22 protein-coding genes and 1 tRNA gene are annotated in these 25201 nt (G+C 67.3%); 11 read left to right on the top strand and 12 right to left on the bottom strand.

Translation table 11 applies throughout. The features are described from left to right. Positions 1-187 precede the first annotated feature (187 nt). The 3 genes from DQ240_RS07635 (at position 188) to DQ240_RS07625 (ending at position 2752) form a co-directional block, all read left to right on the top strand. Entirely contained in the window at positions 188-967 is a 780-nt protein-coding gene (locus tag DQ240_RS07635) for a ParA family protein (RefSeq protein ID WP_113839028.1), read from the top strand. 668 nt (positions 968-1635) lie between these two features. Further along, a complete protein-coding gene (locus DQ240_RS07630) occupies positions 1636-2328 on the top strand; it encodes a DUF433 domain-containing protein (RefSeq protein ID WP_113839027.1) in 693 nt (230 codons plus the stop codon). Then, positions 2312-2752, top strand: a complete 441-nt coding sequence (locus DQ240_RS07625) for a hypothetical protein (RefSeq protein WP_255410879.1) — start codon at positions 2312-2314, stop codon at positions 2750-2752. The genes DQ240_RS07630 and DQ240_RS07625 overlap by 17 nt, the downstream gene beginning before the upstream one ends. A 37-nt stretch (positions 2753-2789) precedes the next feature. Here DQ240_RS07625 and DQ240_RS07620 read toward each other — a convergent pair whose 3' ends face one another. Next, complete coding sequence (locus DQ240_RS07620) at positions 2790-3785, bottom strand: tyrosine-type recombinase/integrase (protein ID WP_113839025.1); 996 nt, start codon at positions 3783-3785, stop codon at positions 2790-2792. Beyond that, positions 3782-4678, bottom strand: coding sequence for a hypothetical protein (locus DQ240_RS07615; protein WP_147261956.1), 897 nt, complete (start codon positions 4676-4678; stop codon positions 3782-3784). Before DQ240_RS07615 ends, DQ240_RS07620 begins: the two co-directional genes overlap by 4 nt. Positions 4679-4768: 90 nt before the next feature. On the opposite strand from DQ240_RS07615, the gene DQ240_RS07610 reads away from it, so the two are divergent. Both DQ240_RS07610 and DQ240_RS07605 read left to right on the top strand, forming a co-directional pair. Continuing rightward, complete coding sequence (locus DQ240_RS07610) at positions 4769-5086, top strand: transposase (RefSeq protein WP_113839023.1); 318 nt, start codon at positions 4769-4771, stop codon at positions 5084-5086. Between the two features lie 17 nt (positions 5087-5103). Next, on the top strand, positions 5104-6030 hold the full coding sequence (locus DQ240_RS07605) for an integrase core domain-containing protein (protein ID WP_199589147.1): 927 nt from the start codon (positions 5104-5106) through the stop codon (positions 6028-6030). Positions 6031-6103: 73 nt separating this feature from the next. Here DQ240_RS07605 and DQ240_RS07600 read toward each other — a convergent pair whose 3' ends face one another. The 4 genes from DQ240_RS07600 to DQ240_RS07585 all read right to left on the bottom strand — a co-directional run bounded on the left by DQ240_RS07600 (position 6104) and on the right by DQ240_RS07585 (position 12443). After that, the gene (locus tag DQ240_RS07600) at positions 6104-6865 is read right to left on the bottom strand and encodes a hypothetical protein (RefSeq protein ID WP_113839021.1); all 762 of its coding nucleotides are present in this window, start codon (positions 6863-6865) and stop codon (positions 6104-6106) included. An 87-nt stretch (positions 6866-6952) separates the two neighbouring features. Continuing rightward, positions 6953-7780 carry an abortive infection family protein gene (locus tag DQ240_RS07595; RefSeq protein ID WP_113839020.1) on the bottom strand — a complete coding sequence of 276 codons (828 nt, stop codon included), beginning with the start codon at positions 7778-7780 and terminating at the stop codon, positions 6953-6955. A 122-nt stretch (positions 7781-7902) separates the two neighbouring features. After that, positions 7903-10365, bottom strand: coding sequence for a DEAD/DEAH box helicase (locus tag DQ240_RS07590; RefSeq protein ID WP_113839019.1), 2463 nt, complete (start codon positions 10363-10365; stop codon positions 7903-7905). Further along, on the bottom strand, positions 10365-12443 hold the full coding sequence (locus DQ240_RS07585) for a site-specific DNA-methyltransferase (RefSeq protein ID WP_113839018.1): 2079 nt from the start codon (positions 12441-12443) through the stop codon (positions 10365-10367). Before DQ240_RS07585 ends, DQ240_RS07590 begins: the two co-directional genes overlap by 1 nt. Positions 12444-13896: 1453 nt before the next feature. On the opposite strand from DQ240_RS07585, the gene DQ240_RS23105 reads away from it, so the two are divergent. After that, a complete protein-coding gene (locus DQ240_RS23105; protein WP_147261955.1) occupies positions 13897-14490 on the top strand; it encodes a hypothetical protein in 594 nt (197 codons plus the stop codon). A gap of 13 nt (positions 14491-14503) precedes the next feature. On the opposite strand, the gene DQ240_RS07575 is transcribed toward DQ240_RS23105, so the two are convergent. Beyond that, entirely contained in the window at positions 14504-15337 is an 834-nt protein-coding gene (locus DQ240_RS07575; RefSeq protein ID WP_199589146.1) for an HNH endonuclease signature motif containing protein, read from the bottom strand. A 495-nt stretch (positions 15338-15832) separates the two neighbouring features. Here DQ240_RS07575 and DQ240_RS07570 point away from each other — a divergent pair, with 495 nt between their 5' ends. Both DQ240_RS07570 and DQ240_RS07560 read left to right on the top strand, forming a co-directional pair. Beyond that, a complete protein-coding gene (locus DQ240_RS07570) occupies positions 15833-16273 on the top strand; it encodes a hypothetical protein (protein WP_113839015.1) in 441 nt (146 codons plus the stop codon). A 372-nt stretch (positions 16274-16645) separates the two neighbouring features. Further along, positions 16646-16733 (top strand) — tRNA-Ser (locus DQ240_RS07560). 319 nt (positions 16734-17052) lie between these two features. On the opposite strand, the gene DQ240_RS23570 is transcribed toward DQ240_RS07560, so the two are convergent. After that, positions 17053-17217 (bottom strand): hypothetical protein, encoded by a 165-nt coding sequence (locus tag DQ240_RS23570; RefSeq protein WP_199589145.1) that lies wholly within the window; start codon positions 17215-17217, stop codon positions 17053-17055. A 33-nt stretch (positions 17218-17250) separates the two neighbouring features. Further along, positions 17251-17517, bottom strand: a complete 267-nt coding sequence (locus DQ240_RS07555) for a hypothetical protein (RefSeq protein ID WP_113839013.1) — start codon at positions 17515-17517, stop codon at positions 17251-17253. Between the two features lie 605 nt (positions 17518-18122). Here DQ240_RS07555 and DQ240_RS07550 point away from each other — a divergent pair. The 3 genes from DQ240_RS07550 (at position 18123) to DQ240_RS07540 (ending at position 21801) form a co-directional block, all read left to right on the top strand. After that, positions 18123-20585, top strand: a complete 2463-nt coding sequence (locus DQ240_RS07550) for a cation-translocating P-type ATPase (protein ID WP_113839012.1) — start codon at positions 18123-18125, stop codon at positions 20583-20585. A 46-nt stretch (positions 20586-20631) separates the two neighbouring features. Then, positions 20632-21090 (top strand): DUF6153 family protein, encoded by a 459-nt coding sequence (locus DQ240_RS07545; RefSeq protein ID WP_147261954.1) that lies wholly within the window; start codon positions 20632-20634, stop codon positions 21088-21090. An 87-nt stretch (positions 21091-21177) separates the two neighbouring features. Beyond that, the gene (locus DQ240_RS07540; protein WP_113839010.1) at positions 21178-21801 is read left to right on the top strand and encodes a DUF305 domain-containing protein; all 624 of its coding nucleotides are present in this window, start codon (positions 21178-21180) and stop codon (positions 21799-21801) included. A 53-nt stretch (positions 21802-21854) separates the two neighbouring features. Here DQ240_RS07540 and DQ240_RS07535 read toward each other — a convergent pair whose 3' ends face one another. The 3 genes from DQ240_RS07535 to DQ240_RS07525 form a co-directional block, all read right to left on the bottom strand. Further along, the gene (locus tag DQ240_RS07535; RefSeq protein ID WP_113839009.1) at positions 21855-22262 is read right to left on the bottom strand and encodes a four-helix bundle copper-binding protein; all 408 of its coding nucleotides are present in this window, start codon (positions 22260-22262) and stop codon (positions 21855-21857) included. 921 nt (positions 22263-23183) lie between these two features. Continuing rightward, complete coding sequence (locus DQ240_RS07530; RefSeq protein ID WP_113839008.1) at positions 23184-24131, bottom strand: hypothetical protein; 948 nt, start codon at positions 24129-24131, stop codon at positions 23184-23186. Between the two features lie 94 nt (positions 24132-24225). After that, on the bottom strand, positions 24226-25176 hold the full coding sequence (locus DQ240_RS07525) for a PH domain-containing protein (RefSeq protein ID WP_113839007.1): 951 nt from the start codon (positions 25174-25176) through the stop codon (positions 24226-24228). Positions 25177-25201 lie beyond the last annotated feature (25 nt).

Below are 25201 nucleotides of genomic sequence, written 5' to 3'. Positions count from 1 at the left end.
CCGTTGTTCATCACGCAACGTCACCAAATCTCCGTCTACCTGGCGCGCTTTGCCGGTAGCCGACGCGACGTGGCGGTGCCTCGGTGTCTCGGGTGCCTTGGGTCCCCCAGGTACCTCAGGCACCTGGCTAGCGTCTCTAACCAAGATCACAAGGCGGCTAGACGGCTGCTCTGGGAAAGGTGGAGACATGCGCATCACTGCAGTCGTGAATTCGAAGGGAGGGACCGGCAAGACGACGACAGCGGTCAATCTGGCCACGTCGGCTGCGCTGGCTGGCCACAGGGCGCTCTTGGTCGATCTCGATAAGCAAGGGTCAGCGACCCAGTGGTTGGATCACTCCCCGGACAACGATGACCTCATGGCGGCATTGATTGAGGGACGTTCCCTTGACGAGATAGCCGTCGAGACAATGGTGACCGGGCTGGAGCTAGTTCCCGCATCGATCACGCTGGCGCAGACGGAACGCCTTACCGCCGAACCGGGCCATCAGTTCTTGCTGCGAGAGTCATTGGCCAAGACGACCGATCGCGACTGGGTCTTTCTTGACGCCCCGGGTGATCTCGGGCCGCTCACGATCATGGCGCTCACTGCGGCGACTGATGTGCTCATCCCCGTCCCAGCCGGCGCGATGGAACTCGACGAGGTGCCCAAAGTCCGCGCCACAGTTGAAAAGGTGCAGAGTCGCCTCAACTCCGCGCTACAGATCGCTGGGGTCCTTCTCACTCAAGTGCGCATCTATGGTCGTCATACATCCGTCTTGGGCCGAGAGGCCGGTGACGAACTCCGTCGCGAGTTTGCCTCGGGTGAGGTTTTGGACACTGTCATCCGCGATGACAACCGCTTCCGCGAGGCACCTGCCTGGCGTAAGCCAATGGCACTCTTCGATCCTGACGGCAAGGGCGATCAGGATTATCGCGCGGTGCTGGCCGAATTGCGCAGCCGGGAGGTGGCTGGTGTCTCCGCGTAACGCACTCCCCCGTCGCAGCGACGGCTATGTGCGCCCCATTGACCGGACCCTGGACACGCTTACCGACCCACGAGGTACCTCGGACACCTCAGGTGTCTCGGATACCCGAGGGCCTGCGGAGGACCGAGGTGCCTCGGGAGCACCCCGGCGCCCGTCAGCTCGGGATCACGTCAAGTTGCGCCGTGACCTTGCCGACGAGGTTCGGGCCGCCGTCTGGTTCCTATCCGAGCATGGCCGGCCGCGAGTCCAACTCGGCGAGCTACTCGACGAGGCGGTCGAGGCATGGCTGGCGGCGGCGAAGGCTGAGCACAACGAAGGCAAAGACTTCCCTGCCCGCGGCCGTCTTCGGTAGTCGCTACCGCCGGGTGTCTCGGGCACCCAGGTGTCTGAGGTTCCCGAGACACCCTGTCGAAGGCTGCGGGGCTGGTCGAGCCCTGTTCGATCTACTGCAGTCACGACCAAGCTGATGCCTCGTCGGCGCTACGACGGCGCGGACGGTCCGGCGGGGAGAGCCCTTGTGGCCTTGAGCGTTGGCCTTAAGAGGGTGCTACGCAGCGCCGATCAGGCATGCGACGTCACCTTGCGCGTTGGTGCAAGACTGCGCCACGTTGTTGGCGGTCACGTGGCCCTGCACCGTGCCTGCTAAGCGAGAGGAAGGAGGGACGCAGATGGGAAAACTCGACGATCGTCGGTTCACGTTGCCGCTGTACTCGGTGACCGAAGCCGCCCAGTACCTCGGCGTCCCTCGGGCGACGCTCAAGACCTGGGTCGATGGGTACGTCCGTCATCCTGAGGGACGAACCGTGGTCGGCAAGCCGCTTGTCACCGCGGCAGCCCAGAGCCGTCCTGGGTACCCGCGGCTTCCCTTCGTCGGCTTCGCCGAGGCCTACGTACTCAATGCGTTCCGCGCTGCTGGCGTCCCGCTGCAGCGCATCCGTGCTTCGCTCGACGCTCTTATCGCCGAAGTTGGCCCGTACGCGCTTGCCAGCGAGAAGCTCAGCACCGATGGTGCGGAGGTTCTTTGGGACGTGGCGCAGCACATGGGTGAAGGGGACAACGTCCGGCGCTTGGTCGTCCCGCGCTCGGGCCAGGTGGTCTTCACGGAGGTCGTGGAGAGCTTCCTGCGGGAGATCAGCTTCGATGACGGTTACGCGGGGCTTATTCACCTGCGTCAGTACCAAGGTGCTGACGTGGTTATGGACCCCACGCGCAGCTACGGGCATCCCATCTTCGACCGTGCTGGTGTCGAGGTGGAGAACGTCTTGGGCCGCCTCCGGGCCGGCGAGCCCCTCGAGGTGACGGCCAAGGACTTCGGCCTCCGGGTTCCTGAGCTCCGCGCGGCCCTTGCCGTCAGCGCGTAAGCGGGCAGCGGGGGACCAGTCCCTACCGATCTACCGCGAGACGATCTTCGTTGACCGAAGTCTGGGTGGCGCTGTGGTCCCCGATGCTCTGCGCCAGCAGGGTCTCACCGTGGTCACCATGCGCGAGCATTACGGCGAGGAAGCCGGCGCCCAAATGGCTGACGTTGACTGGATCGCCGACGTCGGCGACCGAGGCTGGGTGGCGTTCCACAAAGACGACAACATCCGGCGCAAGGCTGACGAGATCGCTGCCGTCGTTGCCCATGGTTTGCGCATGTTCGTCATCACCAATGGCAACTTGGTGGGCGCAGTGATGGCGCAGCGTTACCTGGACAACCTGGCCCGAATCTCGCGCCAAGCCAGGAAGCCTGGGCCATTCATCTACGGCGTATACGAGGGCCGAATCGACCGCCTGCACCCCTGAGGAGCGTTCGCGAGCTTCGTTCGGTGCCTCGGGTACCTCAGGTGTCTGGCAACGAGTCCGCCTCGGCGGTGAGCGCCGAGGCCAGCAAGTAGTTCGGGGAGCGGTCGAGGTTGTTCCGACTGCGGTCGTAGCGGCGGGTGGTCCGAGGGTCGGCGTGGCCGAGCGCGTCCTGCACGTCTTGGAGGGCCGCTCCCAGGCGGAGCGACTCGGTTGCGTAAGAGTGACGCAGACTGTGGGGCGTGACTCCCTTGGGGAGCCCCGCGGAGCGACACAGCCGACCAAGCTGCTCGTAGGCCACGTGGTAGCCGTATCGGCCGCCAGATGCCGACAGGAACAGGGGCCCGCCGTCGCGCCCGTCGAGGTACTCGTCGAGCGCTCGGACAACTGGGGGAGCAAGGGCAACCCGCGCAGCCTTGCCGCCCTTGCGCGTCACCTTGAGGACGCGGTGACCATGGTCGTAGCCGTAGTCGCGCACGTCGGCCCCGAGTGCTTCAGAGATGCGCAACCCGCAGAAGGTCAGCAGCGTCACGAGCGCAGCGGAGCGGCCAGAGTGAGCCGAGGCCACCACGAGTAGGCGCTTCAGCTCATCGGCGGTGAGGCCGATGGCCTGGGACTCATCCGACACTTTGGGCCGGCGCACAGAGGCCACGGGGGAGTGGGTCAGCACCTCGGCGTCATGGACGCCGTAGTCGTAGAACCCCGACAGCGCGGAAAGCTTGCGGGCCACGGTGGCCGGCGAAGCAGGGCGCTCGGTGCGCGGCTGGGGTTCCGTCGTCAGATGCCGTACCCACAGATCGACGTGGTGGCGCTCGGCCACGAGGGGATGCACCCCGAGGCTGCTGCACCACTTTGCCCAGCCTTCGAGGTCGCGGCGGTAGGCGGTTGCTGTGTTCTTCGGGTAGCCGACGAGCCACCCAGCAGCCAAGCGCAGGAACGGGTCGTCGTCGTTGGTGCCCGGCAAGCGACCCAGAGGGTCCGCACGGAAGGTGGGGAGTGGCGCGTCGAGCGCCGCGGCGATGGGGACAAGCGTCATGCCTCCTCGTCCTTGAAGAGCGGCACGCCGAGGTCACGGATCGCGCTCGGCCAGACGTCCAACCAGCGCTCCATGCATTCGGCCAACGCCTCGAGGCCATCCGACGCTTCCGCGATCAGCTCGGAGGTGTTGGGCGGCTCGTGCTGACTTCTGCCGTACATCGTCAGCGAGTAGGACCCGGTGTCAGTGCTTTCCCACGGGTTGCTTGTGGCCACACCACCGCTGACGCTTTGAGGGCGCCAGCGATGGAAGTCCACGTGGCGGCGATTCGTCAGGGCCACCCACCGCGCGTCCCGAGTTAGGGCCACGACCAGTTCGGCCATCTCCTGCGCTGCGCCCCGTCCCGCTGCAGCGTTAAGCAGCACCGTTGCGACCTTCTCGTTCAGCGGTACCCAAGCGGCCGGAACGGTGCTGAAGGGGTCGAAGCCCTTGGCACGCTTGAGGTCCTTGTCTTGGTTGATGACCGCAGCCGCTTCAGGCTGGACCAGCAGCGACCTCAGCGTCACGTTGGCAACGCCGTGTCCAGCGCTGATCGCGTAGTAGCCGGTGATCTCTGCGAGCGCGCGCGCGGGCACAGCCCAGCTGTCTCGCTCTTGCGCGTCGGGGGCAAGCCAGCGCCGCATGTCCTGCTCGCATGTCCAAGAGAGCCCAAGCTGCTCGCCCGTGGAAGCGATCCGGCCGATTAGTTCGGCGAGGCGACCACGAGGCAGCCCGTGCGTGGTCCCATGTAGCTCGGCAAAGACGGCGTGAGTCCCGACCTGCTGCCACTCAAGCGCAGTACGTACTGCCAGCGGGTGCGGATCGGGCCACGGGTCCGGTTGCACCCCGGAGAAGAGAGTGGCCAGAACGAGGGAGACGACTTCGGGCTCTTCGCCTTTGGGAGACTCAGTCACGCCCGCCACGCTACTCAGGGTGTCGCGCGTCAGACTTTCTGGCAGGGCCCGTTGCTTGCGGGTCTGACCTGGCAAGGAGTCTGATCGTTCATGGCGAGACCGCCGGCGTTCCCGGCTGAGGAAAAGGTCCGGATCGTGCTGTCGATCCTGGCCGGTGAGGTGACCGTCGCCGAGGCCGCGCGGCGGGCGAAGGTGTCCGAGCAGTCGGTCGGGAACTGGAAGCGCCAGTTCCTCGACGCGGGCAAGACGGGACTGCTGGCCGGCAAGTCCGGTCCCTCGACCCGGGAGGCGCAGCTGGAGGCCGAGGTCTCCGAGCTGACCCAGGCCCTGGGTGAGGCCGCGGTCGAGCTGCGGGTGTGGAAGAAGTCCGCCGAGGGTCGCCTGGGCCCTTCGCGGACCTCGAGGTGATCCGCGTCGAGGCGGGCATGCCGACCACGAGGTTCTGCTCTCTGATCGGCGTGCCCGAGCGCACCTGGCGCCGCTACCAAGCCCGGACCCGGGCCGACCGGCCGGCGCGGGGTCCGTGGCCGCGGCCGGCCCGCGAGCGCGTCCGGGACGCCGCCCGGCGGCACGCGCTGGCTCATCCGGCGTGGGGGCACCGCAAGGTGTGGGCGATGTGCCGCCACGACGGCCGCCGGGTCTCCCAGGCGACCGTGCTGCGGCTTCTGCGCGACGAGGGACTGCTGCTGGAGGCGAACTACCAGCGAGAACGCCGGGCGCTGGCCGCTCGCCGCAAGGCCGCGTTCGCTACCGAGCCGACCGGCCCGAACCAGGTGTGGCAGCTGGATTTCTCCGAATTCGAGACCACCGCCGGGGGCACGTGGCGGCTGGCCGGCTGCCGGGACTACTGGTCCAAGTACGAGCTGGGCTGGCACATCGCCCCGACGGCGAACCAGCACGACGCGATCGCCGCCATCGAGCTAGCACTGGCCGAGGCCGAGCAGCTGGCTGGCCGCCGGCTGATCGACCTTGCCCAGCGCGATGCCGAGGGCAACGTGGTTCCGCTGGTCACGATCGTGACTGACAACGGCGGACCGTTCCGGTCCTTCCGGTTCGAGGCGTTCATCGCCACCCACCCCGAGCTGCGCCACGTCCGCACCCGGGTCAAGACCCCCGGGCAGAACGGCTCACGGGAGCGCGGCTTCGGCTCGCTGAAGTACGAGAAGCTGTTCCTCGAAGAGATCCCCGACGCCCTGGACCTCATCGCCCACGCCGAGGACTACCGGCTCGACTACAACACCATCCGGCCGCACGAGGCGCTGGCCTGGAACCGGCCCCGAGACGTCCACCTCGGCCTGGCCGACCCGCTGATCCCCAACTTTCCCGAGACCGAAGATCTGCCAGCTACTTGACGCGGGACAAGGGGGTGAGACAGCCACCCTCAGATAACGTCCTTTATCTGAGGATCATTGTCGAAGTTGTGGGTTACGGCTGTTGGCTTCGATGAGCCACTGAGTCGAAGTGTGCTTTCAGGCGAGTCATCTTCTTGAGGTAGTTGGCTGCCATCTGCAGATGCGTGTAGGCCGTGTCCTCATCGACCAGCGCCCCGGTAGGGTGCCCAGCGTCATTGCGGGTGATTCGGAGCAGCTCTGCGACTGCGTCGAGCGTCAGGTTGTCCGCCAATTCCGCAGGCAGGTTTGGACGCATCGGCTCAAGGCGCTTCCGTAGCTCGGTGAAACGTCGAGACTGACTCGTCGCAGGGCTATCGAGCATCTCGCCCAATCTCGCGCCGGCCGGACCGCTGGCTGCGACGAAGCTGCGCGAGAGCGTGTCAAAGACCCGCTCCGAGGCGACCCCGAGCATGACCGACGACGCCAGATAGCACCGGGCGTTGAAGGCGCGCAGTGCTTCTTCGAGGTATCCGAGGGCAGCTGCGTCGATGGCTGGCTCCTCGCGGCGCAACCGGCGCAGATAGCCGTCGGGATCGTGGGGCTCCCAACGCCCAGAGGTTGCGACCCTCTGGCCAATCGCGCTGACCTGCCAACGCCAGTTGTCGGTGCTTGACCGTTGGCCGCTCGGGTTGAGATAGATGAGGCCGTCGGCTACCAGGGCCCAGAGCGCTTCCCAAACTTCATGTGGTCGGCAGCTGGCCTCGCTACAGATCTGTGAGACGAGGTAGGACTCGCTGAACCGCGTGTCGCGGCCGGGAGTGACGAGGTACGTGAGGACTTGATCCCTTAGCGCCATACCGAGCCTCCCGCAGCGGTGACGGGCGACGGCGTCGTCAAGCTGGCCGGTGCGCGACGCCGAGGTGGAGCGACTCGGTCGGTTGGGCTACAGCTTGTCAAGGAGAGTTCCCGCTATGAGGGCTGTCGCCCGTGCAACCACGCGACCCTCCTCTGGCGTCAGGGGCGCCGTCTTCCTGGGACCGCTGGGGTGACCATGACCCGTGCCGGCGTCGTTGCGCAGTCGGTTGACGGCGACGGCTAGCAGGTACAGACACTGCTGCACCTCTCTATGCGGGTCGCTGTCCAGTGGCGGCAGCGTAGTAGGCACAGCTAGCCCCAGGACCGTGAAGGCGTTTGCCAAGGTCACCGGAAAGTTTCCCGCAGGGCCCCCAACCGGATAGCTTCCGGTCCGCTCTTCTAGGACGTGTCGCGCAGCAGCCTCGTCAAGCTCCTTGCCGCTCCCGATGTGCAGTTCGGCGTCGTCGGCATTGACGTTCATGCGCCGCACGATGGCTTGCAGGGCAGCGGTGAGCTCGCTGCCGTGCAAGTTGTCGATGACCTTTGCATGCACGGTCCCGCTGGGGGAGAGGTCGTAGCCCAGGGCGTCGAGCGCGTTCCGGAGCTTGGCCACCTTGGCATCCCCGGCGTAGTCCGAGAGGCGGGGGTCGAAGGCGCCTGCGGCACGAAGCTCCGCGATCACATGCTTGGCCAAGTTAAAGCCGGCGGCCGGGTTGTGGTCTGTCGCTTCGGTGAGAATCCGACGAAGACGCCGCGTCTTGCCAACCATGGGCTCAAGGTTTCGAGGGTCATGAGCCTCGAGGCCAGTGCGACGGATGGCGAAGGTGAGTTGGTCGTGTGATGGCCCGGCGTGACCGTGCTTGCCGTCACGCTCGAAGAAGTCGCCAAGGGCAGCACCTAACTCGATGAGGTCCATTAGGTCAGGTCGCTACGGCCAGGCGAGTGCATGGCTTGACGTTAGCCACCGCTTCAACCTGCGGCGTCCCTAACGGGTTGTGGTCCGAGACCCCGGGCATCTCGGCGAGCCTCGCGCAGACGTTACGTTCCCAGACCCTTCAGCGCGGGCCAGGAGCCCTTTGCATCGGAAACATCGGCCTCGGAGATGAGCAGGTACCGCCAGCGAGTGTTAACGCTCGCGTCCGCGGAGACGTGATTCGCCCAGCGCTTAGCTGCCTCACGCTTGGCTTGGACATCGGCCGAGGTGACTTCCTTGTCCATCTTGACCTCCACCACCCAGTGGGTGCCATCGGTCTCGATCACGATCAGGTCGGGGTTGTACTGCTGGCCGCCCGAGTTCCAAAGGATGGGCAGGTCACCGTTGTGGAGACGTACCCACCAGGCAACCCCGTCATCGTCATCAACGATGTTGGCGACGGCTCGCTCGGGAGCTGAGTCGAACCAGGCGAGGGGGAACATGCCTCGCGCCCAGCCCTCGTAGGCGACAGACCGCGAGAAGGCCCCGTGGCGGTCGCCCGACACGTCTCGGTCCGTGACTCGGATGGGGCTGAAGCTGGCCAGCTCGATGACCTCGTCGTAGCTCGGCTTGGCCATGAATCGACGCTGCTCCTGCTCGACCAGCCGAACCAGTCGAGCGCCCGCGCGGCCGAGGTTGGCGGACAGAATCTCGACAGCCTTGTCTCCCAGGCCCTCGAAGAACGTGTCGAGCAGCGGCTGAAGTGCGGCCCGCTCGCCTCTGCGAGCGGGCACGGATGGCGACGCGAGCACCAGCTCCGCCAGGTTGGTCCGCAGCTCGTCCGCGGGGACCAGCGTCGGGGCGGAACGGACGCGATCTGCAGCGGTGCTCGTGACGAGCTCCGTGCGGCGCATTCCGTCCCGTCCCTTGACGATGCGGGCACTGAGCAGTGTTCGACTCAGCTCGCCGGCAGGGTCGGCAGCCAAAGACACCCCGAGCTTGCGAAAGCCGTCTGTGTCGGTGATGTCCGCAAGCGAGAACTTGCTCTGAACAGCCGTCATCCGCAGCACCGGAAGCTTGATGGCGGGTGCCTCGGGCAGTCGAGCGATCTCTTGCTTCAGCTTCGTGACTGCCTCGGTCGCCTGCTTCGTTCGGTCTTGAACCGTGGTCACGACCGGAGCGGGGTTGTCATCAGGATTGGGAGCCGGCGCCTCCTCGTCGGCACCGGCGACTACGGGCTCAACGCTCGCGGTGGTCGTCTCGGTGACGACGACCTGCTGCCCCTGGGCGTTCCTCCGCACGACGGCGCGGGTGCGGTGATCGACGAAGGCCTCGTTGAGCACGCCGGCCTTCTTCAGCAAGTCCTGATACCGCTCGTGCGCGATGACCTCGACCGTGTCCAGAATCTCGATGCCGGTGTAGCTGCCAAAGGGCAGGCGCATGCCGCGGCCGAGAGTCTGTTCGGTCAGAATCTCTGAGACGCTGGCTCGCATCGAGGCGATGACGTAGACGTTGCGAACATCCCAGCCTTCTTTGAGCATCCCGACCGAGATGATGACGCGCACGGGGGAGCCGGCGTCCTCAACCTTGTCCAGCGCAGCCAGGGCTTCGTCCGGGGACTCCGAGTGCACGACAAGAACCGCGTCGGCGTATGCACCTGCGAAGAACTCATCCGAGCGGAGGATCTCGCCGTACTCGTCCGCCTCCTCGATCGTTTTAGCGACCACAAGCATCACCGGGTTGACGACCTCGGCGTCGAGCGTGGCGACGTGCGATGCGATGGCCTCGGCCTTCGCTTGCAGCAGCGTTACTCCGTCGGCCAGCTTCGTCAGCGAGTCGGTGCGGTCATCCTTGCGCCCGACGATGACCGGTGTCTTGACCAGCTTGTCCGCGATCGCGGCCGCTAGCGGATACCGGTAGACGATGGCTTCCCTCGGGGTTTGCTTATGCGGAGTCGCCGTGAGGCCGAGGAGCAGCCATGGGTTGAGGTCTCGCACCGCCGCAGAAAAGGCTTTGCCGTAGTAAGCGTGATGCTCGTCGGCGAACACGGCCAGGGGCTTGGTGCTCCGCAGGTGCTCGTAGAACTCCGCCCCAAGGCCCTCTTCGTACCGATACACCTTGCGGTTGGTCTTCGCCGTCGGCCGCAGTAGGGACTGCACCGTGAACAGGTAGACCTTGACCTTGTCTTGATCCTCCATCGACGCGCGCATGGCTGGCGTCGCGAAGTTCTCGGCGGTGATTACGACCGGCTGAAAGCACATGGGGCCCAGCAGACTTTTCCGGTGCCCTACGGTGAAGTTGTCGCGAGTCTTGTTAAGAATCGTGCTGCCCGGAGTAATGATCACGAAGTCGCGGACGCCATACGCCTCGACCAACAACTCCATGGCACCGGCAAGGATGAAGGTCTTGCCAACGCCGGTGGCCACGTCGAAGACGACCTCCAGCGGCTCTTGCTGCGCGTCCACGTCGTAGTGCTGTGAGAGCTCAGCGTCGAGGGTCTCGACGGCCAGCTTGTTCGGCTCGCGGAGGGCAAGTCGCGCTGCCACCTCAGCGATAACGTCCTCGTGGAGCTCCAGGTCACCGGCCATTAAGCGCTCGCCCCCGTTGCCGTCGCTGTTTGTGTCGGGTCGCTACTCGAGGCCGTCGCCTCGGGCTCCGTCGTCTGCTGTGAAGGCTCCGTCGATCGGCGCTCGAGTCCAGCGCGGCGCTCCCGACGTTGCGCATTGCGGTAGCGCTGCAGGAGCGCGGCGGGCACCTTGCGCAGCGTGGAGCCGGGGCGAAGGTCCTTTAGCAGGGTTCGTGCCTGGGGATCGATGCCGGTCCCGCAGACCAGCACCCGCTCGTCATCGGCTAGTGCTGACACGAGGAGGCGAACGACGTCGTCGTTCACCACGCCGTCCACTACTGCCAGGCGGGTCCTCCCCTTGATGCCGGCGAAGGGAGGATCTGACCTGTACTCGTAGCCCAGCTGCGCAGCTGTTGCCTCGGCCAGTTCACCGTTGCTGATCGAATCCGACAGGTAGACAAGGCCATCGGGGTCGCTCTCGAACATCGACTCACTGACAGCCAGAACGCGGAATCCACCACCGCCCTCCCAGAGAACCTCGGTGGTTGTCTTGTCCGCCTTGCGCAGCAGAGCCACCAGCGCCTTGGCCGCACCAGCCTCGATGCCCTCGACGTCGTCGAGGGCGCCCGCTTCGAGGAAGGTGCTCACAACCTTGGCCGCGGCCTTTGCTTGGCCTGGGAAGACCCCCTCGGGGAGGTCTTCTCCCGCTGGCACCTTGACGGTGCTGACCCCGCCCGGATCTTCACCGAGGACAACCTTGGTGAGGCGGGGCAGGGTGAACTTGCCGATGGTCTCGGGCGACCGCTCAACGGCGATCCAGCGTCGTCCCATCTTGTGAGCGACAGCCGGGGTTGTGCCGGACCCTGCGAAACAGTCCAAGACAATGTCGCCGGGGTCTGTGGCGATCTGCAGAATGCGCTGAATGAGCCGCTCTGGCTTGGGCGTCGCAAACGGGTTCAGCTGAGGGAAAAGAGCCTTGATCTCCGCCTTCGCCGTTCGGTTGTGACCTACTTCGTCGTTCAGCCACAACGTTTGTGGCACTCGGCTCTGGCTGATCTCGCCGAGGTAGCGCTTTAGCTTCAGGCCACCGCGGCCGCCTCGAGTGAAGTAGAGCCTCGGCCAGGAGCCCGCGTCGTATCGCTCCCTTACGGTCTCTCGTGCTTCGTCGAGGTCGCCTTTGACCATGAGAGCGCCGATGCCCTTACGGACGTCTTCTACAGAGACGCCGCAGATATGCGCTCGACGCTCATCGTCGCCGATCTCGCGAACCTCGTAGGGAACTCCCCACTCCTCGACGAGTTCCTTCATGGTTTCTTGCTTCGATCCCCAGCACCGGCCGTCTGCTGGGTACACCAGATCGCCCGTGAATGGTGACTGGATGGCGTATACCCAAGTTTGATTGCGGTGAGCGCTGGGCGCGGCGGGGTCGCCTGAGACCCACGGATGCGGGTCGCCGTCAGGCGTTGTGTAGAGCGCATCGCGAGAGGCCAGTCGTGGCAGTCGGTTGGAACGCCAGTCCGGGTTCTTCGAGTAGACGAGGATGTAGTCCTGGTCTGTGCTCAGAGCAGGCGCGTCGTTCTTAGGTGAGTAAGCCTTTTGCCAGATGACGGTCGCGACGAAATTCTTTGCCCCAAACACTTCGTCCAGTACGGCCCGGCAGCGGTGTACTTCTGCATCGTCGAGGTGTACCCACACGGATCCGTCATCGGTAAGCAGCGGGTAAATCTCCATCAGGCGGTCACGCAGCATCGTGAGCCAAACGGAGTGCTCGAGGTTGTCGTCGTAGTCCGGGAAGGCTTGCTCGGTGTTGAAGGGTGGGTCGATGTAGCAGAGACGGACCTTGCCGACGTATTCGCGCGAGAACTCGGGCAGCTTCGAGAGGCTCTTAAGTGCGTGCAGCGCGTCACCGCGGATAAGAAGGTTGTCGCCCGCTCTGCGCTCGCTGACGTCTCCAACTGATTCGGTTTCGCGCAGAAGCCGCACCTCTGCGACCCGATAGTCGGACGCTGGCAACCACTCGTAGGTGCCGTCCTCGTGAGCAAGAAGCTGCTCGTGCTTGTTGGTCCAGGTCAGCTCTAGGCGACCCTCATACCTCGGCACGAAGCGTTCCCCCCTGATAGCGGCCGCGACCGCTCCTCCGTCGGCCGAACCTCGGCCAGTGGCGAAGGCAAGACTAATCGGCCAGTCGCGACCGTCCGTGCAGGCCTCGCGACGCGGGAGACGCGCGAGACGTAGCAGTACAGCTACCGCGGTCAGCCCTGGCGCGTCGTGACCTGGCGTGACGACGCCTTCGGCGTCGTGGTCCTGACGGCCCGACGCGTCAAGCGCTCCCGCCGACCTCTCGCGCCGGCATCTGCGGTGGCGCTTCGCGCCCCGGTTGCTTCTCAACTCCGGCAGCAACAGCTCGGCTCCCGCTGCTTGACCCGCCGTTCCGGCAGGACGCAAGAGCCTTTGGCGCCTCCGCCAAAGAAGCGGAGGCGCTTCCGCGAAGAGAAAAGGGCCCCGCGCCGGGTGGATTCGGCCGGGGCCATGAGCAACAAGGAGACAGCCTTGGTTACTGAGCTGAAATTATCGCAAGAAATGAATGTTCGCGAACCTGCGCGAGCGAGGCGACTCGTGTGCCTGGATTGGGAGTTGGAGCTAGATGTCCTGCTCGCCTCGCCAACATTGGAAGGCGAGCGATGAGCCGCCCGGAGATTCACCGTGAGCGGCGAGGCCATGAGTTCTATCCGAAGCCGGGCACTACGCCAGGTCTCCACCGGACCGAGCGCATCCCGCTCAGGGAGCGGGTTGTGACGGAGCACTATTTCTTCGGAAGTTGCGACTGGTGGGTCATCGAGTACGACGAGGAAGAGGCGCTGGCGTTCGGGTACGCCTGCCTCAGCGATCCAATAAGCGCAGAGTGGGGCTACGTCAGCCTTGCTGAGCTGGAGCAACTCTTGATCTGCGGTAGGAACGTCGTTGAGCGAGACCTGTACTGGCGGCCACGGCCTGCTGGGGACTGCCGCCTTCCGGGGTGGCCCTTCTAGGATATGGCGGGGCTCGGCTGGATTTGGCCGGGCCTCGCTCGCGTTGCTCGCTCGGCATGAGCGCAACCATCCGCGCGCGCGGCTGCTTTTCGCGTGATGGTTAACCCATGTCTCAAAAAGCAATCAGCCCAGAGGGCGGTCGAGGCGACCTTGTTGCGACTCGCTTTCCTCGTGGAACGAAGCAACGTCTTGCCGAGGTGGCTAACCGGGAGAACATGACCCCAGCGCAGTATCTGCGATCCCTGCTGCTGTCGGACCTTGAGAACAAGTCCTCGCAGGAGGTCTCGGCGAAGGCGAGCTAGCCAACCAGCCAACGAAATGCAACGAGGGCCGGTCCGCCAAAGACCAGCCCTCGCATAGAGACCTTGGCGCAAAAGCCACCCCGGTCGTCACCATCAGTTACTGACGACTCTAGCGCACACGTTCACCTGTGTGCAGGCTTTCGTTGCCGTAGGGCTAGATGTACGCGCCCAATCGGCAGCGCAGTTGCCAAACGCCGGGTTCCTTCATCATGGAGATGTCCCGTGTCGTCCAACAAAGAGAATCGTTCGTACCGCCGCGGCGGTGACAAGAGCCGTCGTGGGCGCTGGCTTGATGCAGTCGTCAGCTCAGGGGTCAGCCGCGGCGCGGTCGCCTGGGCTGTGGCGCTGGCCAAGCGCTCCAACGCCATGGCCAAGCCCGTGTGGGGCTTGCAGACCGGCCAGGCAGAGGAGATCGGCTGCTCGGATCGTCAGGTTCGGCGCTACCGCGCGGAGTTGGAGCGCGCTGGGCTCATCCGGACGGTCCGGGCGCCCTTCGAGCGACGTGCTGGCGGGGTCATCGGGCGCATGTTCACCAACGTCTACCAGTTCGTCGTGGAACCGTTAGAGCGGCGCAAACGCAGGTCAGACCGACCGGACATCGACGTCCGGTCAAACCCCTCTGTTCCTAACGGAACAGTACAAACCTCGTCGGGAAATGTTCTGATCCTTGATCCTGGCTTCACTGATGACGACTTCGCGCCTGGGAGTCCCTTCCGATCGAGGTTGAGTTCTGAAGGAGACAGCGACTCGGCCACCATCGAGTCACCCCCCAGCCCTATTGCGAGTATCGCCATGGCTCGGCGGGCGTTGCGGTGAACGTAGTGCCGTGTCAGGACAGAACTACGACATGAGTGCGATCGGAGGAAAGCCCTCCTCGTCCGCGCTTGGCTGCATGGTCTTGGTAGCTGCGGCCAGTCTTCGGCCAGTTCTCGTCGGTGCGGCACTCGATGAGCAGCTCGGCCTCGGAGCGGTAGTAGCGCAGAGGACGGGAGGAAGCCACGGGCCAAATCAGGCCCTTGTGGTTCTTGAACCACTGAGCCAGGACCTGGGGTGTGATGCCGGCCAGTTTCGCGAACTCGACGCGGGTGACCGTGGGACCGCTGCGATCGACAGATGACCGCAGGTCGGCCCACTTGGCCTCGTCGATATGCCACTGGCGTCCACGGGGCGCTTGGCCCTGCTTCTGCCTGGTTCGTCGGGTGGCATCTCGACGACAGGCCCGGCAGTAGCGCTTGCCGTGGCGGTCCCGTCCGGTGTTCTCCTCGTCGAAGGCGTGGCCGTGGGTGCACCACCGCTTCGCAGCGTGATGGACGCGTTCGCCGGGGTGCTGCTGGACGACGGCCATGGCGCGGCGGTTGTTCTCTGCCGGCGTTACTGGCTCGACGTGCTTGGGGTTCACACAGGCTCGGACCCGACAAAGGTGGTCCAGGTGGAAGCCTCGGGGGATGGGGCCCATGAAGGCCTCATAGGTGAGCCGATGGGCCATGTGGCCCCACAAGTAGCCGTAGCCCTTGCGCGTCTTTCGTTGCCAGACCCAGCAGCCATGGGCGTTCACGACGGTGAGGGCGACCACCGCTTCGCGGACGAACTCTGGCGTGCGCATCGCCCGAGGTGGAGACCAGCCAGCCACGACCAGCTCGAGCTGCCAAGCGGGTACTGCCACCGCCTGACCGTGAGCGCAGGTCGGATTTCCGGCAACCCGTCTGCGCCTACCAGCCGCAGCGAGGACAGCCCATGGCCTCAACGTCCGCGCACACGATGCAGCAGTCAGGACAGTCCTTACCGTCGTGGGGCTCCTGATTGGCGCATCCGCAGCAGTCCTCGCCGTTGAGGAGCAGCCCGCACATGGCCATGGCGACCGTGCAGGCGCATCTGATGTGGCAGACGCGATGCGCGTCGGTGTCTGGCGGAGGGACTGGGGGAGAGAAGGCGAGTTCAGGCATGTTGGCGATCTTGTGGGCCAGGCTGCGATCAGCCATCAAGATCGTAATCGACTGTCGTCCTGTCGCGGTCTGTGGCGAGCGGGTGCCTGAGGTACCTAAGACACCCGCGGTACTTCAAACTCCGGGTTGCACGCTCCCGCGGGCGGTGGGCTCGGGCATGACCGCCGGCGAGGGTGCGTCGCACACTTGGCAGCAACAGCGTCGGTCGAAGGGCAATGGTCGTGCATCAGCTCCGCAGGCTCGACCGACTCAAGGCTGACTACGAAGCAGCCCGGCGGGCTCTCGCAGAAGCCAGGCAGCCGCTGCCTGAGGACCGGGCACACGAGCAGCTTCGGCTCATTGATGCTGCCCAGATTCGCTTCGACGAGGCCGAGTCGGCCTATCACGATGCCCTCTACGAGCGGGCCCCCGGCATGAGCGGTGATGACCGCACAGCTGCGGCACGGCGCTTGGCCGTCGCCAACGACGCTCGCTACCAGGCGCAGGAGCGCGAGCGAGCCGCTCGCGCTCGCGTCGATGACCTCAGCGTTGAGTTCACGGCCGAGGTGGTGGAGGAGTATCAGGCAGCCGTCGATGCTCGCCGGAGCCTCGGCCTGCCTGAACCAGCCGACGCCTGGCAGCTCGACCGCGACCGTGAGCAGGGCCTTGAGCGCTGACTTCCTGCGCGTGGGGGGTCAGTGCATCAGCGACCTTCACGACCCCGCAACCGACGAGGCGACAGGCGAGGTGTGTGGCGAAGAGGGACGCCTCTGTGAGGCCTGCTTGGCCGCCGAGTCCGCTTGGCAGCTCGACGAAGTCGGAGGCTTCGCGCGCTTCGACCGCGAACTCGCCGAGCGCCGCGCCACCGGGGACTCGCAAGACGAAGGCTTGCTAGCCGCTTGCTGACGGGCCTCCGTAGCATGGCCGTGGCGTGCAACAACTCGTGCAACAAGCAGTGGCACGAAGCGGCTCCTGGCGGTCAACAGAGGGCAGCACCAGTTGCACGCTGACGTGGCATTGATGCAGGCCAGAGCGCATCTGTGCTGCTAGGAGGGCTCGCATAGCGGCCTAGTGCGGCGGTCTTGAAAACCGCTAAGAGGTAACCCCTCTTCGTGGGTTCGAATCCCACGCCCTCCGCGTGGGCGGCTACGCGTAAGCCGAGGCCGTGGATACGGGAAACTCTCGATCCGCTCTCGCCCTGCTGGGCGGCTCGAAGGGGTGTCGAGAAACCCTGAAACCGGAGGCCGCGAGAAGTCGCCGGGCGCTAGAGGAACGTCAGCACTATGCGTGGCTATGACGCCAGCAGCCACTGGGCGGACCCGGCATCAGCCTGTCTCGGGCTGTGATCGGCTCACCGGAGTGATAGGAAGCAGGGACCGAGCGGCGGGCCCGGAGGTGCTTGCCTCATCTCCGAACCCGCCGCCCACGTGTCAGGTCCCCCTAGGGGGACCGGCCGTCACTTCTCCCGGCGGACGCCCTTGAACGGCGTCGCCGACGACGTCTTCTGGTCCATGAAGCGCCCGTTCGAGCCGCGCTTCACCCAGTTGCCGTTGGGAGCCTTGGTCTGGCTGCGCCCGGTCACGCTCCCGCGGCGATAGCCCTTCCCAGGGTTGGTGGCCATCTCATCACCTCCCTTCTCTCTCGCGATGTCTGCTCAGCGGCGGGCAGTTGCTCGCCGTGAGACCTCCTTGACGACTCGGATCCGCTTGCGGCGGACCGTCTCGCCAAACTCAGGGGGAAGACCCGCGATGACCGCTGCGTCGGCCCAGGTGCAGCCGGGACCGGTGTGGGCCAGGCAGACCTTGCGCTCCTCCGGGGTCATCAAGGCCAAGACCCGGTTGAGTCGGTCGTCGTCGAACCCGTAGTCCGCAGGCTCGGGAACTGGCACCTCGTCCCGAACCTGGTCGAGGACGGTGCTCACGGTTTCGTCGGCACGAGCGATCGGCCGATCCAGGAGCCCTACCGTTCGTCCGTTGATCTGCGTCTCGTAGACCGGCCGGTGGCCTGCCGGAAGCGCCGACCATCGCCCTGCTCGGCTGGGCGGCGACCTCGCCTCTCTACGGAGTCACGCCGGACGGCGCCGTTCACGAGTCGACCGACGGCGGAACGACACGGAAGGAGCAGGGGTCGGTCCAGGCAGAACCCGAAGCGCTGCTCGTCGACAACCGCGACGGTGTCGAGAGCATCTACGTCGCGGTCTCTCCGGCGACCATCCTCGTCAGCACCGATGGCGGCACTTCCTTCGCCTCCCGCTACTCGGGCTGAACCCCCAGTGCCTGGGTACTCCCGCAGGCGACTGCCCGGACGGTGTAGCTCGTCATGTGGGCTCACCGCTTCGGGTGGGGGCCACGTCCCGCTGCCGTACTGATGCCTGCCCGCTCGCTCTCGCGCCCGACCAATGGTGACCTCGAAGTGAAAACCTGGCCTGTTGAAATACCCCCAGGGGGTACTAGTATTGGGCGGGTACCCCGAGGGGGTACCAGCCGTTGAGGCGGCGCAGAGCACACCGACATGAGGGAGTGGGTCATGCCAACGCAGCAGCAGACCACCGTGCTGGAGGTCTCGGGCGTGCACTGGGCCTCGGAGAAGGCCGTCACGGAGACGGTGCTGGGCAGGCGGCCCGGCGTGCTCAGCGTCGAGGCGAACCCGGTCTCCCAGACGGCAACGGTCACCTACGACCCATCGCGCACGTCGGTGGCGGAGTTGGCGGGCTGGGTGCGCGACTGCGGCTACCACTGCGCTGGACAGTCGGTCCCGCAGCACGTGTGCGACCCGGCCGCCGAGCCACGCGACCACGCGATGGCTCACGACGGTCACCGTCCGCCAGCGAGCGCAGGGCCACACGACCACGCGGCCATGACGACGCCCTTCACCGAGGCCGAGGGCGAGCACGCTGGGCACGGTGAGCATGCGGGGATGACGTCGCAGGACGCGATGGGTCACGGCGGTCACCACGCCGGGATGTCGATGGACGACATGGCCCGCGACATGCGCAACCGCTTCCTGGTCGCCGCGCTGCTCTCCATCCCGATCCTGCTGTGGTCCCCGATCGGCCGGGAGGTGCTCGGATTCGAGGCGGCGGCGCCGTTCGGACTGCGCGACGACGTCTTCTCGCTGATCCTGTCGCTGCCGGTGATCTTCTACTCGGCCTGGATCTTCTTCGACGGCGCCTATCGGGCGCTGCGCGCCCGCACCCTGGACATGATGGTGCTGGTCGCGGTGGCGGTCGGCGCGGGCTGGCTGTACAGCCTGGTCGTCACGCTGACCGGGGGCGGTGAGGTCTTCTACGAGGCCGCCACCGTGCTGACGGCGTTCGTACTGCTCGGCCACTGGTTCGAGATGCGCGCCCGCGGCGGGGCGAACGACGCCATCCGGGCGCTGCTGGAGTTGGCGCCACCTCGGGCGGTCGTGATCCGCGACGGCCAGCCGGTCGAGGTACCCACCGCCGAGGTCGCCGTCGGGGACCTGCTGCTGATCCGGCCCGGCTCCAAGATCCCGGTCGACGGCGTCGTGGAGGACGGCGAGTCCGAGGTCGACGAGTCCATGGTCACCGGCGAGAGCATGCCGGTGCACAAGGCGCCTGGGGACCCGGTGATCGGCGGCTCGGTGAACACCACCGGCACGCTGCGTGTGCGGGCCACCAAGGTCGGCGCGGACACCGCGCTGGCGCAGATCGTGGCCCTGGTGCAGCAGGCGCAGAACTCCAAGGCGCCGGGACAGCGGCTGGCAGACCGTGCAGCCTTCTGGCTGGTGCTGGTGGCCCTGATCGGCGGCGCGGCCACCCTGATCGGATGGCTGCTCGCCGGGGCCTCCTTCTCCGAGGCGATGCTGTTCGCGATCACCGTCGTGGTCATCACCTGCCCCGACGCCCTGGGCCTCGCCACCCCAACGGCGATCATGGTCGGCACCGGGCTCGGTGCCCGCCGTGGCGTGCTGTTCAAGAACGCCACCGCGCTGGAGACCGCCGCCCGGATCGACACCGTGGTGATGGACAAGACCGGCACGCTGACCAAGGGCGAGCCCGAGGTCACCGACGTGGTCGTGGAGGGCATGGATGAGGACGAGGTCCTCGCCCTGGCCGCCGCCGTCGAGCGTGAGTCGGAGCACCCACTGGCCGAGGCCGTCGTCCGCGAGGCCGACGCCCGTGGCGTACTGGTCCTGGCCGCCGAGCGGTTCCGCAACGTGCCCGGCCACGGGGCGAGCGCCGAGGTCAACGGACGCCGGGTGCTGGTGGGCAGCGCCAAGTTGATGGCCGACGAGGGCGTCGACCTCGGGTCGCTGGGGGCGCGCCGGGACGAGTTGGCGGGCAGTGGTCGGACCGCTGTGCTGGTCGCCGTCGATGGCCGTGCCATGGGTGTCATCGCGCTCGCTGACGCGCCTCGGGAGACGGCTGCGGCGGCCGTGGTCGCACTGCACGAGGCCGGGGTGCAGGTCGTCATGCTCAGCGGCGACAACCAGGCCACGGCCCGGCGGATCGCCGACCAGTTGGGCATCGACACCGTGATCGCAGAGGTCCTGCCCGGCGACAAGGCCGCCAAGATCACCGAGTTGCAGCAGGCGGGCAAGCGGGTGGCCATGGTCGGCGACGGGGTCAACGACGCCCCGGCGCTGGCGCAGGCCGACCTCGGCATCGCCATCGGCGCGGGCACCGACGTGGCCATCGAGACCGCCGACGTGGTCCTCATGCGGTCCGACCCGCTCGACGTGCCGATCGCGTTGCAGATCGGCCGGGGAACGCTGCGGAAGATGCGGCAGAACCTCGGGTGGGCGATCGGCTACAACGCGATCGCACTGCCGATCGCCGCCGGACTGTTCGCGCCGTTCGGGCTGGTGCTGCGGCCGGAGATCGCGGCGCTGTCGATGTCCGGCTCATCGTTCCTAGTCGCGGTCAACGCGCTGCTGCTCAAGCGGCTGCGGCTGCCCGAGGCTCCGGAGGCGCCCGCTCCGGAACCGGCGGCGCCCCGAGCCCCGCAGCCGGTGTCGCGCTGACCCGACCTAACCTGAGATCAACGACGCGAGGACGGAGGTGAGCAGCATGCGCGGGCGACGAGGATGGGTCCTGCTGCTGCTGGCCGCCGTCTTCGCCATGCACGGTCTCCAGTGCGCCGCTGCGGACTCCGGGACCACCACCGCTGCACATGGCACCGTCCACACGAGCCGGGCCGATCCCGACCCCGCGCTGCACACGGCCGGGCTGGTCATGGAGTCGGCCGACGCCATGACCGCAGCAGCCCCTGCCGCCCTCGCCGCCGGGACGGCGATCGGCGCATCCCTCGCGGCAGGCCACGACAGTGCGCCGCACGCTGGCGGGCACCTGTGGGCGGTGTGCCTGGCCGTCCTTGCCGCCGGGCTCGCCGCGATGCTCCTGGTCCTGACCCGCCGGATAGCCGAGTTCCGGCTGCCACTCACCCGCCGCACCCCCGGCGGCCCCTGGACCTGGCTGCGCCCACCCCGGCCGCCGGACCTCTACTCCCTCTGCCTGATGCGGATCTAGGCCGAACGTCGCGCTCCACGTCCCCAGCCCTCGCGGCTGCGGCGACGCCTTCGCACGTTCCCTCAGACCCGTACTCAGGAGATGGAAATGACCCGCAAGACCACTCTGCTCGCCGGTGCCCTCCTCGCTGGCGCGCTCGCGCTCACCGCCTGCTCCGATGACCCCGGCGCCTCGCACACGGACTCGATGGGCAGCGGCAGCGCCGAATCGACCAGCACGTCCGCCAGCGAGAACGCGGCGTTCAACGACGCCGACGTCACCTTCGCCCAGGGCATGATCCCGCACCACCAGCAGGCCATTGAGATGGCGCAGATGGCGTCCGAGCGGGCGCAGGACCCGCGTGTGCTCGACCTGGCCAGCCGCATCGAGGCCGCCCAGCAGCCCGAGATCGACACCCTCACCGGCTGGCTGAACGAGTGGGGCGTCGAGGACGACGGAATGGCTGGCATGGACCACGGCGGCATGGACCACGGCGGCGGAATGATGTCCGAGGAGGACATGCACGCCCTGATGGGCGCCTCGGGCGCGGAGTTCGACCGCCTGTTCCTGGAGCAGATGATCGAGCACCACACCGGCGCCGTGGAGATGGCCACCACCGAGGCCGGTGAGGGCCAGAACACCGAGGCGCTGGCGATGGCCAACAACATCCGCGACACGCAGAACGCCGAGATCGCCGAGATGCGGCAGATGCTCACCGAACTGGGCGGCTGAGCCCCGGCCCGGCGGTGGCGGGCAACCCGCTGCCGCCGGGCACCGGCTGGTGGTCAGCCCAGGCTGGCGATCAGGTCACGGCACGCCTGCTCGCAGCGGCGGCACGCCTCCGCGCACACCCGGCAGTGCTCGTGCATCGAGGCGTGCTGTTCGCACTCGTCCCCGCACGCCTTGCAGGCCGCCGCGCAGGCTTCGAGGACCGCGCGGGTGAGGTTGGCGTCGTAGCCGGTGTGCCGGGACAACACCCTCCCGGTGGCGTCGCAGACATCCGCGCAGTCGAGATTGGTGCGGATGCACTTGGACAGGTCCGCGACCATGTCCTCGCTCAGGCAGGCATCCGCGCACGCGGTACACGCCTGGGCGCACTCGATACACGCCTCGATGCAGGCCCGCAAGTTGTCCTTGTCGACCCCGCCGAGGTCCTTCGGGTAGGTGTCGAGCATCTGGGCGGCGACAGTCATGAGCCCTCCTCAGGGCCAGCGCCCGACGGCCCGTATGCCGTCGGCGAGGTCCACTGGCACTCCGAGCCCCTACCCGTGATGTCTGACTGGCAACGCGGACTCTGGGCGGGTAAGCAGCCACCCAGCGAGCAGGCAACCTCGGCGCAGTAGACGGCCCCCGCCCCCTTCGCCGCGTCTTGGACCAGCGTGGGCATGCAGGCGGCGCGGTGGCTGCGTCACGGAACGGTGGTCGCCGGTAGGCAACTTGTCCCCGGTGGGGACTACGGTCCTGGCCGGTCGGAGCCGGATGACAGACGGCTCCGCCGCGATCCCAGGGTGGATGGCCGCGCCTGGGCTCACGGACCCTCTGGACCGCGTAGCGGTCGGCCCAGAAGGTTGTCCGAGTCAGATGACCGCGACTCGGGCACCCCGCTCCGCCCCCAGAGGACTGGGGTCGGAGCGGGGCCATCCGGCATGACAGTGGCGTGGCCACGGTGACCGCTAGTCGGTGCGCGGACCCCGCACTTCTCACGGACGGGAACAGGGCACGCTGTCAACGCCGCGCTGTACACGCCGGACAACTCGGTGCGGGCCATCAAAGTCGCGACGGTGTGGCGCGCTGGCTGCCCGAGACGTGGACCGAGGAGGATCGTCGCGACGCGACGGGCGACGACTGAACTAGATGCTCGGCCGTCCACCGAGGTCCAAACCGAGAGGTCAGGACGCTGGCGCGTCCCTGCTCCGCTGCTCGCTCAGGCTCACCGTCGGGCGCATCCGCAGGTATGAATCCCTGCACTCCAGTGGAGAATCACACCTGGCGGCGGTGGAGGGTCGAGATGGCTACTCGTTGTTGCCTCCGGTGACCTGGCCTTTTGCTCTTTCGCGTACCGCCCGCGTGACGCCCCGGCCTCGGCCGCACGGTGCTGCTCGTCGGGACGGCGCTCAGGAGGTGGGCGCGGGGTCGTCGTCCCACCGCTCCTTCGTCTGGTAGCCCCAGAACACCGCGAACAGGGCGATGAGGGCGGCCTCCAGCCAGAAGACCGAGAGCGCACCGCCGGCCACCAGGAGCAGCCCCACGATCCCGACGGCCACCATGGTCAGGGCCAGCACCGGATAGGGGTGCCGCACCGACGGCGCCGCGGTCACCACCGCGCGGATCCGCTGCCGAGGGGTCATCGTCCCGAGCGACCCGGGGCCGGGACTGCGCAGGGCGTTCTCGACGACCACGACGATGATCGCCAGGAAGAGCCCGACCGCCGCGACCCAGTGCGCCGCGTCGATGAAGTCGTCCCGGCGGAACCAGAACGTCCCCGCGGCGAGGAGCCAGAGGGCGCCCGCGACGAGCAACGCCCTCCGCGTGGTCCGGGACCGTTCGCTCCACCGGCGGCCCTTCCGGGAGAGCAGGTACGCGGCGAACAGGCCGATGAACCCGATGACGAGCAGCGCCCACATGTTCGTCGCGACGCTCGCCTCGGAGGCCTCCTCCAGCGCCCTGACACGAGGGCAGTCGGCCTCGGACGGGACGCCGAAGGCGGCAGCGCGGGCGTTCTCGCAGACCTCCTTCGTCCGGCGGAAGTCCCCGTCCCGCGCCGTCGGCACGATCGCGACGACGGGGGCCAGCATGCCGCCGACGTTGAGCACGGCGTCCTCGCGACGGGTGGTGCCCTGCAGCGCGATCATGCAGACGCCGAGCCCGACGAGCGCCGCGACGAAGGCGCTCTGCGCGGGTGTGTGGAAGTACGCGCTGATCGACGACAGGATCTCCCACTCCTGCGCCACGGTCTGCCGGAGGACCGCCGCGGCCAGGAACAGCAGGAGCCCCACCATCGCCAGGCGCAGATAGCGGTAGGACTTCACCAGGGTGTCGTCGTCCACGACGGCCAGCGCCACGTCGTCCCCCCATCGGTCGATCCCGGACCGGCGGCTCGGCGCACCGTGGATGGTGGCACCGCTCCGGGCACCGTGGGGCGGCTCCCGGCGCGCCTCAGCCGAGCAGCTTGGCCTTCTGCGCGGCGAACTCCTCCTCGGTGAGGATCCCGGCGTCGCGCAGCTCGCCCAGCCTGCGCAGCTGCTCGATGAGGTCGGGCTGCGGCGCTGCGGCCGGGGCGGAGGGCGGCGGCGTGGTGGCCGGCCCCGGCGTCATGTGGTGCACGTACTGCGACTGCCGCTCGACGGTCTTCTTCTGCCGCGCCTCGCTGACCAGCGGGGCGAGGAGGTCGTAGACCTGCTGCGGGCCCTCGATGTCGTCGAGGACCACCTGCCCGCTGGTGTGCCCGTGCTCCGGGACGGCGTTCAGGTCGAAGGTGGACTGCTGGACGCCGTACGCCGGGTCGTCCAGGCCGAGGACGAGGTCGCCGACGTCCTTGCCGCGCTGCCAGACGGCCTGGCGGATGTCCATGTCCCGCACCGCCCACAGCGGGACGCTCTCGGTCCGGGTCCCGAGCAGCCCGCTCTCGATCCAGATCCGGTCGCGGGTGATCCGGTAGCGCGCCTTGGCCACGCCCGCCGCGCCGGTCGCCCCGCCCTTGCTCTCGCCGAACCAGAGGGTGGTCGGGTCGTTGGCCCACTGCTCGGTCCGCTTGGCCGACTGCTCGGCGAGCTTGGCCCTGCCCTGCTCGGCGACCGCCTTGCCCTGGTCGGCGACCTGCTTGAGCCGGTCCTTCCAGCTCGACCTGCCGGCCGGGGCCGGGGCCGGCGCCTGCGCGGGCGGCGGGGCGCCGAAGCCGGCGTCGGAGGAGCCGTAGTAGAGGACGTTCGTGTCCCCGGGGGCCGGAGGCGGTGGCGGAGCGGCCTCCCCGGGCAGCGGCAGCTCGCGGGTCGGGGCGTCGACGCCCGTCGTCCCCTGGTCCGAGACGTGCTCGGTCCAGGCGGTGCCGTTCCAGTAGCGCAGCTCGTGGGTCCCGCTCGGGTCGGGCAGCCAGTTCGCGTCGACCATCGGATGTCCCTCCGGCGTCGCCGGG

Source organism: Blastococcus sp. TF02A-26 (assembly GCF_003319125.1).
GTDB lineage: Bacteria > Actinomycetota > Actinomycetes > Mycobacteriales > Geodermatophilaceae > Trujillonella.
Note: the sequence above shows the minus strand (reverse complement) of the source record. Positions and strands in the feature narration are given on the sequence as shown.